Below are 14,683 nucleotides of genomic sequence, written 5' to 3'. Positions count from 1 at the left end.
TCCCGGTTTTTTGGTGTGACGCGATATGGGGAGTGGATCGTGCTGGGACTGCGCCGCGGGATCCCTTCACTAATCCGACTTTTTCAATCGTTTCGGATTTTTATTCAGGCTTTCTGGGAAATCATTCATTCGTTTCAGAATTTAATTCCCTCAACCCGCTTCACCCGGGCTTTTTTCCTTCTTTCTGAGACCCGGATTCTATCACAATTCAACGCTTTTCCATCATTCAAGCGCTTCATTCCATCACTCGCCAACATTGCACTCAAGACGCGATGACCTGCCCCTTTTTATCAACACACCCCCTTTCACACGTCACTCTTAAATCCTTCCAAAAAAGCAAAAAAATTTTGCATAGACGGTCTTTAATCACAGGAGTATACTGATAAAAATGAATCTGATAAGGGCAAACTTATCCGAAAGGAAAGGACGCAAAACCGTGAGCCTGTGTGCAACTATTGCATATGGCTGTCTGGCTGCCGGGTTCCTCATTCTATGGGGCCCAGACCTTATAGAGTGGAGGAAAATATGATTAAAAGATCATTCATCAAAGTCTTAGTGATGGTGTTGATGATGGGGATGTTAAGCGGAATGGCAAGTGAGGCGAAAGCCCAGACGTATTCGAAGGCGACGTGGCTGTGGAATCCGTGGTCACTCGTTGATCAGCAGGAAGAAATTCTACAGTTTTTTCAGGCCAGACAGGTGAATAAAGTGTATTTGCAAATTGATCAGGACTTGTCGCCAACGGTTTATCAATTATTTATCTCCAAGGCAAGCTCACAGGGAATTGCTGTATACGCATTAGACGGGGCTCCGGACTGGGCAGCTCCTAAAGGGTACCTGGCACAGGACCGTCTATTTAGCTGGCTGACAAAGTATCAGGCATCTTCTTTGCCGATTCAGCAATTCGAGGGTGTTCATTTAGACGTAGAGCCTTACCTTTACTCAGGATGGAATTCAAAACGGGGAGCTGTTATCAAAGCCTATCAGAACCTCTATATCAAAGCAGGGAACCAGTCAACACAGCTGGGTATTCCTTTCGAAGCAGACCTGCCTTTCTGGTTTGATGAAATTAAATATAATAATACGTTCGGCAGCGGGAAGCTGTCTGACTGGGTTCAAAAACATACAGATGGTGTGACGATTATGGCTTACCGTGACACTGCGGATTTGATTGCTGCATTCTCAGAGCATGAATTAAAAACAGGTCAGTCTCTCGGGAAGGCTGTCACGATTGGTGTTGAAACAGGTCATTCTTATGAAGGAAATAATATTACTTTCCATGAAGAAGGCGAAATGTACTTAAATCAGGAGCTTGAAAAAGTGCAGGGTAAAGTAAGCGGGTATAAGAGCTTCTCAGGTTTTGCCATTCATCATACGGACAGCTGGATGCGTCTCGCTCCTTAAGGGTTTGTTCTAATACCCGGGGAGTGTATGGTAGAAAAAGAACTTTTCCGAAAGTAAGGGAAAAGTTCTTTTTCATTGTTAAAATAGATTCATAATAGGGAATAAAGAATGAAGGAAATTATCCGTTATAAGATAAAAGAATGATAAAAAGTGGGATGTGGAGAAAATGTCAGGGAAATATCAGGAGATGCTGATAACAAAAATAAAACAGACGACACAGGAATGGAAAATAGCAGGATCCGTAACTGAAAATGAACTTTACCGTTTTTTACATGGTCTAAAGGGGACAGCTGGAACCGTTGGAATGACTGATGTTTCCGAACAGGCGGAGGAGTCGTTGAACCGTCTTGAGGAAAACGGTATTAAAGTTTTCCAGGAAGCGGAATGGAAATTGTTATTGCCTTCATTTGAGGAGCCGGATGGTTTTGGTGATGAGAACATTGCTGGTATCCGTGAAGTGGCAGGTATGAGAGATGATGAAACGGCGGTTACAGCAGCGGCGGTTGCCACGGATGTGCCCTTCATTTTGATTATTGAGCAGGATACAGATTTCATCACTAAGATGAAGACATTTCTCGAAGAGCACCAGTTTCAGGTGCTGACAGCTGTAACGGCTGCAAAGGGTTTAGAGCTTTATTATGATATGTCTCCGGATTTGTTAATTGTCAGTATGGATATTCCGGATATGAACGGCTTAACCGTTATTAATCAAATGATGAAAAAAGCAAGGAAGGATTTGACTCCAATCATTTTAGTCAGCAGCCACATCACTGATGAAAAAAGAATTGCGGCATACAATTTAGGCGTCCTTGATTTTATCGGTAAACCACTCAATGAGAATGTGATTGTGCCATTTATCAAAAATCGTATATTTCAGCGAAATACGATCCTCAGCCAGATCAGAAATGATTTCCTGACGGGTGCGTTAAAACGTGATTGCCTGGATCATGAACTTCAAAAAGCTACCCGGCGTTCTGGTGAGATAGAGAAGAAATCCTCTGTATTATCGATGCTTGATCTGGATCATTTTAAAAACATTAATGACACGTATGGCCACCCAAAGGGAGATGAGGTTCTTCAACTGTTTGCCAAAATGTTTTTAGCGCAGAAACGTCCTGAGGATAAGCTGATTCGTTACGGGGGTGAAGAATTCGCAGTGATTTTTCCTGATACCTCGTATAAGGAAGCAGAAGAGAGGATACAGGCGTTCAGGGAAGCTTTTAGCAGCTATGAATTTGCTTCAGATAAGGGCAGCTTCCACGTAACATTTTCAGCGGGGCTTTTGGAATGGAGTGGAGCCATACATCCCAAAGAAATGCTGGAGTCTGCAGATAAAGCACTCTATTATGCGAAAGAACAGGGACGAAATTGTTCAATACGATACGATGAGGTTGTCCGAATGAAGATGAATGAGGAACAGCTTGTATTGATCGTTGTAGATGATGATGAACTTGTGAGAGAGATGCTGAAGGACCATTTTGAAAAACGTGGTAAGCTTGGCAGTCGATCAATTAAAGTTCACACATTTAGCAATGGCATCGATTTTCTGGAAGGTGGATGGTATGAACCGGGAAGGAAATATATGGTTCTGCTTGACGGGATGATGCCGAAAATGGATGGAATTGAAGTGCTCGTCAATCTGCGGGAAAAATATGGGAATAAAAACCTTTTGATCTCTATGCTGACAGCGAGACAGGGTGATAATGAGGTGGAACGTGCACTAAGTCTTGGTGCTGACGATTATATGATCAAACCATTTAATGTCCGGGAGGTTGCTTCCAGGATAGATAGAATGATGGAAAGGGTGTTTGCTTAATGGTTACCGCTGTTTTATGGGTTTCCGGTGTGTTTTTCGTGTTGCAGCTCATTCTATTAACAGGGATCGCCATTAATAAAAATCGTTCAATCCGGCTTGAAGGTAGAAAACAGCAGGCTTATCGCCAGGCTTTGGGTCCGTATATTGTTTATTTGTCAGGTGAGTCAGATGTGCAACCTAGACTTCCGAAGGATAAATCAATAAAAATATTTATTATTGAAAAGCTGTTGTCAGGCTATTCGCAAAACGTCAACAGTGAAGCTGAAAAAGAACGTATGAAAATGACAGCGGACGAGCACCTGCAGAGTCACTATATGCAGGTATTAAGGAAAGGGAGCTGGTCTGAACGGGTCAATGTCCTTTATTTTATGGAAGATTTCATGATGACCTCATTGAAGGATCAGGTGTGGGAACATATACAGGCAGTGCCGGAACGTGACGAAGAGTATCGACAATCAATGAGAGTGCTTGCATCCTTTGGGGATGAACGTGTGCTTCCATTTATGATTTATGATCAAAGTTTATCTATCGGATTTACGAAAGAGCTGCTGAGGAGATTTCCGGCTGCTTTTATTGACAGGTTGAAAACAACAGAAAGTCTGCCTTCAGGGGTTCTGACTGCAATGTTATCTTATTTTGGTGAAACAGGTTTTTACGAGCATCTCCCATTTGTGGAGGCAAATTTGAATTCTGAAGATAAAGAAATCAGGTTGAAGGCTCTGGCCGCTTTAACACAGTATCGATATTATTCAGATCATGACAGTCTTGAACGCTTCATTACTTCTTCTTTATGGGAAGAAAGAATGTATGGAGCAAGACTCGCGGGACTTCTGAATCTGTCCCGATACTCTCCTCAATTAATGGAGCTTGCAGGAGACGGGAACTGGTGGGTTCGCTTCGCCGCTTGCGAAGCGTTAAAGCGATTACCTGATGGAGAAATTCTACTTGAATTTGCTGCAGAGGAGCATCAGGATCCTTACGCACGCGATATGGCAAAACAGCTTCGAACGTTAAGGACGGGGGTGACAGCATGACGGGCTGGATTAGTGCAGCAGTTGAAGTAGCAGCGATTGTGATCATTATTTATATGGGATCAGTATCGCTATTATATCTTGGGATGTTTTTTGTAGCAGGGCCACGGATTCGTAAAGAAAGAAAGTTAAATCGTGAAGCGCATATTGAAGAAATTGCGATGAATAAAGACACATTCCCCGTTTCTGTCCTGGTTCCTGCCTATAATGAGGAAGTGGGGGTTTCCAGTACAGTAAGATCCATGTTAGCGCTGAATTATCCTCAGTTTGAGGTTATTATCATCGATGATGGCTCTGTTGATGAAACGAGCAGCCGGGTTATTACAGAGTTTCGAATGATAGAAATTGACCTGGCCATTCGGACTTATTTTCCGACACAGCCCGTAAAAAAGGCTTATCAATCCACGCTATTCCCGAATTTATTTTTAATCCGGAAGCAAAATGGAGGAAAAGCGGACGCCTTAAACGCAGGAATTAACTTTTCCAAATATCCTTATTTTGCTGCAATTGATGGGGACTCACTGCTTGACCGGGATGCCCTTTTGAAAACGATGAAGCCGATTATTGATTCTAATGGACGGGTAACGGCTACGGGCGGCACAGTAAGAATTGCCAATGGCTCAAGAATTATTCGCAGTGAGGTGGAAAAAATCGCACTGCCACAAACACCGCTTGTCCTTATGCAAATTATTGAATACTTTAGGGCATTCCTGATAGGGCGTCTTGGATTGAGCCGTTTGAATGTGCTGTTAATTATTTCGGGGGCATTTGGTGTGTTTGAAAAGAACCGTGTTATCAAGGCTGGCGGTTATAAAGTCAATACCGTTGGAGAAGATATGGAGCTGATCGTAAGGATTCACCGCTCTTTAAAAGATGAAAAGTCTGATCAGCGTATCGAATACATTCAGGATCCGGTATGCTGGACAGAAGCGCCATCTACAATTTCTTCTCTTCGTTCACAGCGCAGGAGATGGCAAAGAGGGCTGGCTGAAACACTCTGGACTCACCGGAAAATGATTCTGAATCCAAAATACCGGGGGATTGGACTGTTCGCTCTGCCATATTATATTCTGGTTGAACTGCTCAGTGCTATCTTTGAATTAGTCGGCTATGTCATTATTGTAGGAGGCATTTTATTCGCCTTTATTTCCTGGGAAATTGCCCTGATCATGTTTATGGTCACGGTACTTTACGGTTCCCTGCTTTCATCTCTGGCTGTTTTGCTTGAGGAGTGGACGTATCATAAATATCCTGATGTTAAAAGTCTGCTGGTGTTGTTTTTCTGGGCACTGACTGAAGCATTCTGGTATCGTCCGATGACGGTTATCTGGAGATGTGAAGGGCTTATTGCCGCTCTTCTGCAAAAGGGTTCATGGGGCAATATGCAGAGAAAAGGAATTTCCGCAGAGAAAGAAGCCGCTTGAAAAAATCAGCAGGTTTGTATTTAGGGTTAAACTCATAAAGTGCCGGGTCATTCCGTAGAATCCTGCGACAGAGAAGCGACAGGTGAGACAGCGTAGCGCAAAGCACTAGCTGGCTCACCGCGCGGCCTTAGAAAAGCGGAGACGGGCGTTTAGGGACGTACAAACTGGACTGGCCCCGAAGGAGATAAAGGAAACACAGCGAGCGCAGTGAGCTGATGTTGACTTATCGGACGAGGGGACGGGAAGTTTGCTAGTCCCTGCCTGTCGCAGCTAGACAATGGAAAGCGAAGGAATGACCCGGCACGGTTTTTTAGTAAATCACAACAAAAGCCCTTTTGCATCGTTGCAAAAGGGCTTTTGTTGTGTAGATTTAATTCGTATTTCCAAACAGCTCTTTCAACATATCATAAGACTGCTTCAGGCGTTCTTCCGTCTCAGGCAAATCCCATTTTTCCCACGTGTAGCCCTGGGGTTCATCAAAACCGAGCTGGTCTACTTGCTCTGATCCTTCAAGTAACTCAGCCGACCATTTGATATTCTCTACCTCAATAACGGAAGTAATATCATCCTTTTGAATATTCCCCATAAATTCATGATTGCTCGGATCCTTTGCATTTAACAGCATCCACGGGATCCGGATTTCGATCAGTCCGTTATCCGGATTGTAGATATAATCTGCAAGTGAATCATAGTCAGGGTGTTCCGGATCTCCAATGCCGAAGCGGAGTTTTCCTGTGTCATATGCATCAAACGGAATTTCCTCGCCAGTGTCAGGACGCACGATTCCTTTATTCAGCGCAAGGCGGATTGGGTGAAATTCGTCTATTGATTCATTATCCGGGATCAGCTTTAATTTTTTTGCGTAATCAAGATAGAACGAATCATAATCGCCCGCAACTTGAAGTGCGGCTTCCTGACCTTTCATTTCAAGCTTGAAGTCCGCATTCATTCCGCCCTGGGAAATGCCGAGTTCAGGGTGGACATCAGCATAAATGTTAAGACTGTGATTGTCCCAGAAATCTTCACTCAAATTGTCTATAGACATTTGCAGGTAGACATATCGCTCGTCATGAGACATATCCAGCGATTTGAGTACTCCATCACCTTCATAAAGTGATGTTAATCCTTCATCGGGTTCTCCATTTATACGAACGGTATGACGATCAAAGCTTAACAGGCCAAACTGCTGCTCGTTCGTTTGAGCGTTGGACCAGTATGGGCGGCGGTCTGAGTTGTCATAATCCGCTGTATTCCAGGTCCTTTTAAACCATTCATCCTGCCATGAGAAGACGAGGCCTCCAAGCATGTCTGCTTCGATAATATCTTCATACAGACGTGTGAGCGCTTCTCCCTGTTCCATTTCAGACATAAAGCCCTGATTAAGTCCGAACTGATTCCGGTGTGTCATTCCGCGGGAAGCAGGAATACCGAATTCTGCGATCAGGACAGGTATGTCATTGGCGTTCTGAAGGTCAGCGAGATAGCCGGCATAATGATTTTTCTCACCACGATGATCTACAAATTCAGTATATTTTTCCTCCAAATAAAGAAAATCAGGATAATACGGGTAAACGTGATAAGAAGCAAACATGCCTGCTTCAGTCACGGCACCTTCCGGCTGGATATGGTTCGGGTTAATAGAAGCCAGATCCTCCTGTTCAAGCGGTTCAGCAGGCTGTTCGAGATGGTCTGTTGTGACCCAGTTGGTAAAGCTGAGCGGTCTCATGCTTTGGTATTCTTCAGCTTCATAAGTGGCAATCAGATCCATTTGTTCAGCCAGCCAGACCTCCATTGGTTCTGCATTTTCTGAAGATACGTATTGCCCCTCGTAGTCACTCAGATCAGGATATTTTTTCTTCATCTCATCAACCATATACGGATACCATTCAATACCCAGCACCCAGCCGATCACATACGGTGAAACATCCGAACGGTACACGCCGGATGCATGACCAGGCTCCGGCTCTACTGTGGCGTTACCGTGAATGACATCAACAAGCCGTGTCATTTCCATTTGAAAACGGGCAACACTTTCTTCATTGTAGGCATCCAGAGATTCTTCGAGTGGCTCCTCATCTGCCCAAACCCCGTGGAATACATACAATGGTTCTTCAGCCTCAGCATTATAATCAGCTAATGCATCATAAAAAGCAGGTGGGTGAAGGGTATAAACACGAATCGTATTTGCGTTCATTTGATCAATTTGTTCAAACCAGCGGTAATATTCTTCATAGGTGATAGCAGCTTCTCCCGGAAATGCGCCTGGTTTTCCCATCCCCATGTTGACGCCTTTAATCGTGATCGGCTCCCAGTCCCCGTTGCGGTAAACTTCATAAGTCTGCTCATGAATACGTGCAGGGTAAGAAAGACCTTCGTGTTCAGCCTGCTCAATATCAGTGGCTATGATTGTATCTTCTTCTGAAGCTCTGTTAAAGACGGTTTCCATGAGTGGAGAAACCGTTCGCCAGAAAAAGCTTTTATCGGGGAAAACGGATTCAAATGATAGCATGGATTGTACAGCTGACATGCCGGCTACCTGATAAAAGGCTGGCATATCTGCAGCATCTGCATAATCTCCTGCGAAATAGTAAATATTCGCTGCTTTTTTCTTATGGTGCATGACTGCCGGAAAGATTTCAGGAATTCCTGCTGCTGAAAGCTTTGAGGTTCCCGTATCAGTTAATGACCAGTCATACCAGGCAGCGACTTCTGTTTCATTTTCAGGAATAAGAATGTCAAACCAGTAGCGGTAGGCAGGACTCGTCTCAAGGTCAAACAGTTCCTGTCCGCTTTCGGTAAAGCTTAGTCTGATTGATGTCTCATCCAGATCCTCTTCAGTCAGAACAATCACTTCAGAGGAAGCTTCGTTAAGAAGAATAAAGCCTTCTCCTGAGAATGTCCATTCACCACTTTGTTTTTCATATTGCGACACAACCCATTGTGGCAGCTCGTCGGCTTCCCGGTCCAGTTCAGGGAAATAACGGCCGATCCAGCCGGTCCAGTTCACCTGAAGAAAGTCCATGACGTCTTTTCTTACCGTCTCGTCAGTAGGAGATGCAAATGTGTTAAATTCCATGACGAGGTCGGTATCCTGCTCGAGCACCTGGTTTTTAATCATGTTCCAATGCTCCTGCTTTAAACCGCCTTCAATCAGGTCACTGCTGCCAGGCTCTGCTTCACCTGTAGTTGACCAGGGAAGGTCAGATTCATAGACCCCATACGTATCAGCTACGTAAATGAGAGACTGACCGTCAAATGAATCAGGGTAACGGTATAAATCAATGACTTCTTCAGATTCATCGGGCTTCATCCCAATATAATGCTCCTCCCGATTAAAGGCAGTCTGCTCAGCCGTCGTAAAGCGGTTATGGTTCAAAAGCCATGTCAGACTCTGGTGCTCACGGTAATTTTCAGAAGGGACGGTGTAATCGATAATTTGAATAGCGAGTGCTTCTTTCTTCTGGGCATGCCAGAGAATGACGGGTGCAGCAATGATAAGCAAAACGCCGGCAAGGATCAAAAGTATTTTTTTCAACCGAGTCACTCCATTTAAGTTTATATTGAAATAAGTATATCGTGATTTGATGTAAAAGAATAGAAAATAATGATCCTTTTATCATATAACATGCAAGGGTTGAAATTTGGTAAATCGGGTACTGAAAAAGTGGGAGTGTGATAAAGATGAATGAATTTATGAAAAGAGCTGTTCAGTTATCTGCGGATAATGTGAGAGACGGTGGACATCCTTTTGGTGCGGTGATTGTGAAGAACGGGCAAATCGTGGCAGAAGGTGTGAATGAAATGCATCATACTTTTGATGTAAGTGGTCATGCAGAGCTGCTTGCTATCAGACGTTTGCAGAAAGATCTTCAGACAAACGATCTTTCCGGTTATACGATGTATGCGAGTGGAGAGCCTTGTCCGATGTGTTATACTGCCATGAGATTTGCAGGCCTCGATGATATTTACTATTGTCAATCTGTCGAAGAGGCTGGTGAGGCAGGGCTTGGACTGTCTGGAGAGGTTTATCATGACTTGAAAAAGCCGAATGAAGAGCGTCAAACCGTGATGAAGCAAATGAAGCTGACTGATGGAATGGAAAATCCTATGCAGCTGTATGCTGAAAAAAGCAAATAACAGATCAGCAAAAAAAGACTGAAATCAGATGAACTGATCTCAGTCCTTTTTAGTAGATTATCAACCAGCGAGATCACGATTGCGGTAGGTAGTGAATCCCAGAGCGGCTAATAAACCAGCTGTCAATACAAGGAGGACCAGTGTCAGCACATTAATTTCCTCCATTGGTACTTCCGGAATAAAACCGAATGGTGATAAACGGTTGACCCATTCAGGAAATTGAAGGAGTCCACCGAGGTACACGGCGAAAAACGCATATCCAAGATAAACCCAGGCAAGTCCTGTTAATCCCGGTTTGAATCCGTACAGAAGAGCACCGAATCCGATCATAACCCAGATAGCCGGTACATAAACAAGTCCTGCTTTTGCCAGTGAACCGAATGAAATCGGATCTTCCATTGTGGCAGCCGCAGCAGACCATAATCCGAAAATCGCAAGCAACATCATCACTGTTCCGAATATCAGGGCGACGAGAAAATAGCTGCCGAATAACGTATAACGCGATACTGCGCGGGCATAAACCGTTTCAGTCCGCCCTTTTTTCTCTTCACCCTTAAGTTTAAATAGGAAGAGAAGGGCTGGCACTGCTGCAATCATTGACATAATAGACATTAACATGGAAATGAATTGTTCAGTCAGACTGAATCCGCTGCTTTGATCTACAGCGCCACTTAACAATTCACTGCTTGAAAAAAAGGTTTCTAGATCCCCTATCACTGAACCATAGGAGAGACCAATTGCCAGTAAAGCGACACCCCAGGTAATGATACTTGTTTTTTGAAGATGCATGGTTAAGCCAAATGGACTCAGCAATGATTTTCGAGCATGGTTTCTTCCAGGCCGAGAAGGAATCAATCCTGTTCCGATATCCCGTGAGGCCATTACGCTAAACGCGACTAACGTTAATACGACGGCACCGGCCAAAAGGGGAATGAGCGGCATCCACTTATCATCCACAAATACCTGTGTTTTCAGCGGCCATCCCAGCGGTGAGAACCAGGAGAGTGTGTCATTATTTACATCACCTGCTGCGCGTATCATATAGGCAGCGCCAAGTACGAGAAAGGAAAGACCTGTTGTTCCTCTGGCGCTATCCGCTAATTGAGCAAAAACAGCAGTCAGGGTGCCGAAAAAGATGCCGGTTGCGCCGAGAGCTGCACCGTAAAGAATAGAGGACGACACTGGCAAAGAAGGAATCGACAGAACAGCCAGACTCACCGCAATACCTAAAGCAAGGATCACCTGAGACATCACCATGACGCTCATTGATGCAGTCAGGGAAGCTAATCGTCCAACCGGAAGTGCACCAAGCATTTCCATCTTTCCGTCCTCTTCATCTCCCCGTGTATGACGGGACACATGCAAGATAGCCATGACAGCAACGAGAATCGCTGTAAACAAAAGCATCTGGTGAGCGGTCATTGCCCCTGTATGATAGTTTTCAATGCCATAGGCAGGACCTACCATGGCTGTCATTGCAGGGTTTTCCATTGTTGTTGCCATCGCCTGCCGTTCTGCATCTGAGCTGTACAAACCGTCAAGCGACCAAGCGGTAACAGAAGTTAAAGCCATTAAGGATAAAATCCAGGCTGTGATACGAATACGGTCAGCCTTCAGATAAAAGCGAATCAGTTGTCCTGTTCCGCTAAAGGACTGTTTGTTCATACCGCATCGCTTCCTTTCGTTTCGTAATGACGCATGAACAGATCCTCTAAGGTCGGCGGCGTGCTCTCAAGCCGGATAACACCGGCGCTGCTGATTAATTTCATCACAGCATCCATCGTTTCTGTATCCACCTGGAAAGACACTCCGTTGTCAACAGACTGCAGGTTATGAACACCAGGCATATTGGCAAGAGCTGGCATCGGTTTCTTTGTTTCTGCAATCAGATTAGTGCGTGTAAGATGTCTCAGCTCTGTCAGAGAACCTGTCTCAATGATCGTTCCCTGCCGGATAATCCCTACACGGTCACACAGGCGTTCAACTTCTGAAAGAATATGACTGGATAAAAGAACACTTTTCCCTTCCTGTTTTGCTTCTGCTACACAGTCCTGAAACACTTTTTCCATTAAAGGGTCAAGACCGGATGTAGGTTCATCCAGAATAAACAGTTCAGCATCAGATGCAAATGCAGATACAAGTGCTACCTTTTGTCTGTTTCCTTTAGAATAGGTCCGGCATTTCTTGGTTGGATCCAGCTGAAATCGTTTAATGAGCTGATCGCGTTTAACCGGATCAAAGCTGCCTCTCAGCTTAAGGAATAAATCGATCACTTCACCACCGGTCAGATTTGGCCAAAGGTTAGCATCTCCGGGCACATAGGCGATCTTCTTATGAATCTCCACTGAGTTTTTCCACGCATCCAATCCGAATATCGTAGCACTTCCTGAAGTCGGCTTTAAAATTCCCAATAGAATTTTTATGGTCGTTGATTTTCCTGCACCGTTTGGACCTATGAATCCGAATACTTCGCCTTTATTAATGTTAAAATCGACACCGCTTAGTGCTTTGAAATTGCCAAATCTCTTTGTTACTCCTTTTACCTGAAGAATCGTCATGTTCGACTCCTCCTTTTATGAAAGTTTTAAAGTGAAACACCTTATATATTTCATAATATACCCGTTTCACATAAAATACAACATACTTATGAAATTTTTTATTTGTTTTATTTCATAAATTTTATTAAAATAAGATTGAGGTGAGATTGATGAACGGTTTTGAACGACGTAAGGAAAGAAAAAAACAGCATATTTTAGAAGCTTCCATGCAATTGTTCAGTGAAATGGGCATTCAGAAGGTTTCAATTGCTGATATTGCAAAGAAAGCACAAGTATCTCAGGTAACCATCTATAATTATTTTGAAAGCAAACATAATCTGATTCATGAGGTTTTCATTTATTACGTGAACCAGGCTTCAGATCATTTTGAGAAAATCGTCAACAGCGATGCTCCTTTTCCTGAAAAGATCAAGCAGATTATCTTTAATAAAAAGGAAGTTTCCACAAATATTCATCCTGAGTTTTATCAATATTTAATGAAAGAATATACAGAGGAAGAAAATTATATTGAGCAGGTTTATGCGGAAAGAGCGCTTCCTTACTTTATGAAACTGTTTCAGATTGGGAAGCAGGAAGGGTATGTGAACCCTGACTTATCCGATCACGCGATTTTGTTTTACATTCAGATGCTGAAGGATTATATGGGACGGGACGAGGTTCAGCAAAAGGTGCTGCCGCTGACAGAGGATATTGCGAATATTTTCTTTTACGGGATTATAGGGAATAAAAATGATTAAAAGAGACGTCCCATTAAGCGGACGTCTCTTTTTAGAGGATTGAACGTAAACGCTCAGTTGGTCTATTCCCGGGACGTACTGAGGGTCCCAGGAATGAGCTGTTGATATATATTTATAGATGTCGATAGCATCGGAAAACTGTTTATGGTTAAACGCTTTCTATATGCCTTGATCAGGACCGGATCGCAGCAGGAGAGCGGCTGTACAGATCCTCAGCCTCATGTTTTCCGCCGGTCAGTTTTTCTTTGACTATGCTTGACAGTACATTGCTATAGACAAGACCATTGTCTCCGTACGCTAGTAAAAACAGGTGATGTGGCGAATCTTTATGTTCATATAAGATTGGAAGTCCGTCGTGTGTTCCGCCAAAGAAGGCACCGTAGTAATACTCTGCCTCAATGGAGATGTCAGGAAACAGCTTGTTGAACTCCTTCACGAGGTTGTCACGCTTACTAAGGAGCATGCTATCCCTTCTGTCCGGATAAGGCGTTGTTTCATCCAGCCCGCCGACGAGAATTCGTCCGTCTACCGTGGTGCGCATGTAAACATAGGGCCTTGCCGTTTCCCAGATTAATGTTTCGCGGTACCAGTCAGAAAGGTCGTCCACTGGTGAAGTCACAATGCAGTAGGAACTCTCCAGCACGGCATTTTTATTTTTTTGAAAGGTCAATGACTCATACCCGGCAGCCACAACGACGTGTTTGGCTTCAATAACAAATCCGCTTTTAGTGTAGTAGGTACAGCGGTCTGCATTTATTTTTTTGCCGCTGATTTCAGTTTGTTCATATACTCGAACACCGGCTTCGTGTGCCAGGTCAAGCAGTCCGTGATTATGCTTAAAAGGGTTAAGGTCGGCATCATTTTTACTGTAAATTGCGGCGGGAGCGGTAAAGGGATAATGTTTTTCGATTTTCTTTTGTGTGATCAAGTCGGCATCAAATTTATAGGTCGACAGAAAATGAAAATCCTTCTTCAACTTTTCAATATCTTCAACAGTACTTGCGCGGTAAAGGGTGTCCCGTCTTCTGAAATCAGGATTAATCCTCATCTTTTTGGAGGCTTTTTCAATATGATTGATCGCATCACGACAAAGAGTTGTGTGCATCATCGCGGCTTCCTCGCCGAAGGAATTGACCAGCTCATATGTCATCTTATCCCCTAAATATTGAACCAGAGCAGTGTTTGTTCTGGTGCTGCCCATTCCAGCTTTGTATTGATCAATCACGACAACGTTGAGTCCGGTATCTTTCAGATCATATGCTACCTGAGCACCCGAACTCCCTGCACCAATTATCAAAACATCACATTGGATATCCTCTGCTAAGGAAGGGTATTCAGGCGGATCAATAAACGTTGTATCCCAGTAAAAACGCCCGCTTTGTAAATCCATGCTGCCACCTCTTTTTTCAATAAAATGTGCAGAATATAGCTATTCTATCCCTGCAGCAAATAAATTCCTCCTTTCACCCCCGGAAAATGGAATCAATTTTCGGAACCTGTAGTAAGCACTACTTTACAAACAATTTACTGCCATGATTTTTTTAACCTTTTAGGAGTGATAAATGGATAATTTAGA

General features: G+C 43.7%; 10 protein-coding genes and 1 riboswitch. Of the genes, 6 read left to right on the top strand and 4 right to left on the bottom strand.

All coding sequences use genetic code 11. From position 1 onward, the window contains the following. Positions 1 to 392 precede the first annotated feature (392 nt). Positions 393 to 481: riboswitch (cyclic di-GMP riboswitch) on the top strand. A 44-nt stretch (positions 482 to 525) separates the two neighbouring features. From E2491_RS06435 to E2491_RS06420, 4 genes are all read left to right on the top strand, one after another. Further along, positions 526 to 1,404 carry an amidase gene (locus tag E2491_RS06435; RefSeq protein ID WP_244093901.1) on the top strand — a complete coding sequence of 293 codons (879 nt, stop codon included), beginning with the start codon at positions 526 to 528 and terminating at the stop codon, positions 1,402 to 1,404. Positions 1,405 to 1,570: 166 nt separating this feature from the next. Continuing rightward, complete coding sequence (locus tag E2491_RS06430; protein ID WP_134374110.1) at positions 1,571 to 3,220, top strand: response regulator; 1,650 nt, start codon at positions 1,571 to 1,573, stop codon at positions 3,218 to 3,220. Continuing rightward, entirely contained in the window at positions 3,220 to 4,254 is a 1,035-nt protein-coding gene (locus tag E2491_RS06425; RefSeq protein WP_134374108.1) for a HEAT repeat domain-containing protein, read from the top strand. The genes E2491_RS06430 and E2491_RS06425 overlap by 1 nt, the downstream gene beginning before the upstream one ends. After that, on the top strand, positions 4,251 to 5,675 hold the full coding sequence (locus E2491_RS06420; RefSeq protein WP_134374106.1) for a glycosyltransferase family 2 protein: 1,425 nt from the start codon (positions 4,251 to 4,253) through the stop codon (positions 5,673 to 5,675). The genes E2491_RS06425 and E2491_RS06420 overlap by 4 nt, the downstream gene beginning before the upstream one ends. 370 nt (positions 5,676 to 6,045) lie before the next feature. Here the strand turns inward: E2491_RS06420 and E2491_RS06415 are convergent, their stop codons facing one another. Further along, on the bottom strand, positions 6,046 to 9,219 hold the full coding sequence (locus tag E2491_RS06415; RefSeq protein ID WP_371414457.1) for a hypothetical protein: 3,174 nt from the start codon (positions 9,217 to 9,219) through the stop codon (positions 6,046 to 6,048). A 137-nt stretch (positions 9,220 to 9,356) separates the two neighbouring features. On the opposite strand from E2491_RS06415, the gene E2491_RS06410 reads away from it, so the two are divergent. Next, the gene (locus E2491_RS06410) at positions 9,357 to 9,812 is read left to right on the top strand and encodes a nucleoside deaminase (RefSeq protein WP_134374102.1); all 456 of its coding nucleotides are present in this window, start codon (positions 9,357 to 9,359) and stop codon (positions 9,810 to 9,812) included. Positions 9,813 to 9,872: 60 nt separating this feature from the next. Here the strand turns inward: E2491_RS06410 and E2491_RS06405 are convergent, their stop codons facing one another. Beyond that, a complete protein-coding gene (locus E2491_RS06405; protein ID WP_134374100.1) occupies positions 9,873 to 11,477 on the bottom strand; it encodes an ABC transporter permease in 1,605 nt (534 codons plus the stop codon). Continuing rightward, the gene (locus tag E2491_RS06400; RefSeq protein WP_134374098.1) at positions 11,474 to 12,370 is read right to left on the bottom strand and encodes an ABC transporter ATP-binding protein; all 897 of its coding nucleotides are present in this window, start codon (positions 12,368 to 12,370) and stop codon (positions 11,474 to 11,476) included. The genes E2491_RS06405 and E2491_RS06400 overlap by 4 nt, the downstream gene beginning before the upstream one ends. A 149-nt stretch (positions 12,371 to 12,519) precedes the next feature. Here E2491_RS06400 and E2491_RS06395 point away from each other — a divergent pair, with 149 nt between their 5' ends. Continuing rightward, positions 12,520 to 13,107 carry a TetR/AcrR family transcriptional regulator gene (locus E2491_RS06395; protein ID WP_134374096.1) on the top strand — a complete coding sequence of 196 codons (588 nt, stop codon included), beginning with the start codon at positions 12,520 to 12,522 and terminating at the stop codon, positions 13,105 to 13,107. Positions 13,108 to 13,279: 172 nt separating this feature from the next. Here the strand turns inward: E2491_RS06395 and E2491_RS06390 are convergent, their stop codons facing one another. Next, positions 13,280 to 14,497, bottom strand: a complete 1,218-nt coding sequence (locus E2491_RS06390) for an NAD(P)/FAD-dependent oxidoreductase (RefSeq protein WP_134374094.1) — start codon at positions 14,495 to 14,497, stop codon at positions 13,280 to 13,282. Positions 14,498 to 14,683 lie beyond the last annotated feature (186 nt).

It is taken from the genome of Jeotgalibacillus sp. R-1-5s-1 (genome assembly GCF_004405105.1).
Classification (GTDB): domain Bacteria; phylum Bacillota; class Bacilli; order Bacillales; family Jeotgalibacillaceae; genus Jeotgalibacillus.
The sequence above is the reverse complement of the archived record's forward strand: the minus strand, read 5'-3'. Positions and strand labels throughout refer to the sequence as shown.

Coding starts and splice junctions, on each gene's coding strand:
- E2491_RS06390 (WP_134374094.1), bottom strand. CDS start 14,497: ATGGATTTACAAAGCGGGCGTTTTTACTGGGATACAACGTTTATTGAT.
- E2491_RS06410 (WP_134374102.1), top strand. CDS start 9,357: ATGAATGAATTTATGAAAAGAGCTGTTCAGTTATCTGCGGATAATGTG.
- E2491_RS06420 (WP_134374106.1), top strand. CDS start 4,251: ATGACGGGCTGGATTAGTGCAGCAGTTGAAGTAGCAGCGATTGTGATC.
- E2491_RS06435 (WP_244093901.1), top strand. CDS start 526: ATGATTAAAAGATCATTCATCAAAGTCTTAGTGATGGTGTTGATGATG.
- E2491_RS06400 (WP_134374098.1), bottom strand. CDS start 12,370: ATGACGATTCTTCAGGTAAAAGGAGTAACAAAGAGATTTGGCAATTTC.
- E2491_RS06405 (WP_134374100.1), bottom strand. CDS start 11,477: ATGAACAAACAGTCCTTTAGCGGAACAGGACAACTGATTCGCTTTTAT.
- E2491_RS06430 (WP_134374110.1), top strand. CDS start 1,571: ATGTCAGGGAAATATCAGGAGATGCTGATAACAAAAATAAAACAGACG.
- E2491_RS06395 (WP_134374096.1), top strand. CDS start 12,520: ATGAACGGTTTTGAACGACGTAAGGAAAGAAAAAAACAGCATATTTTA.
- E2491_RS06425 (WP_134374108.1), top strand. CDS start 3,220: ATGGTTACCGCTGTTTTATGGGTTTCCGGTGTGTTTTTCGTGTTGCAG.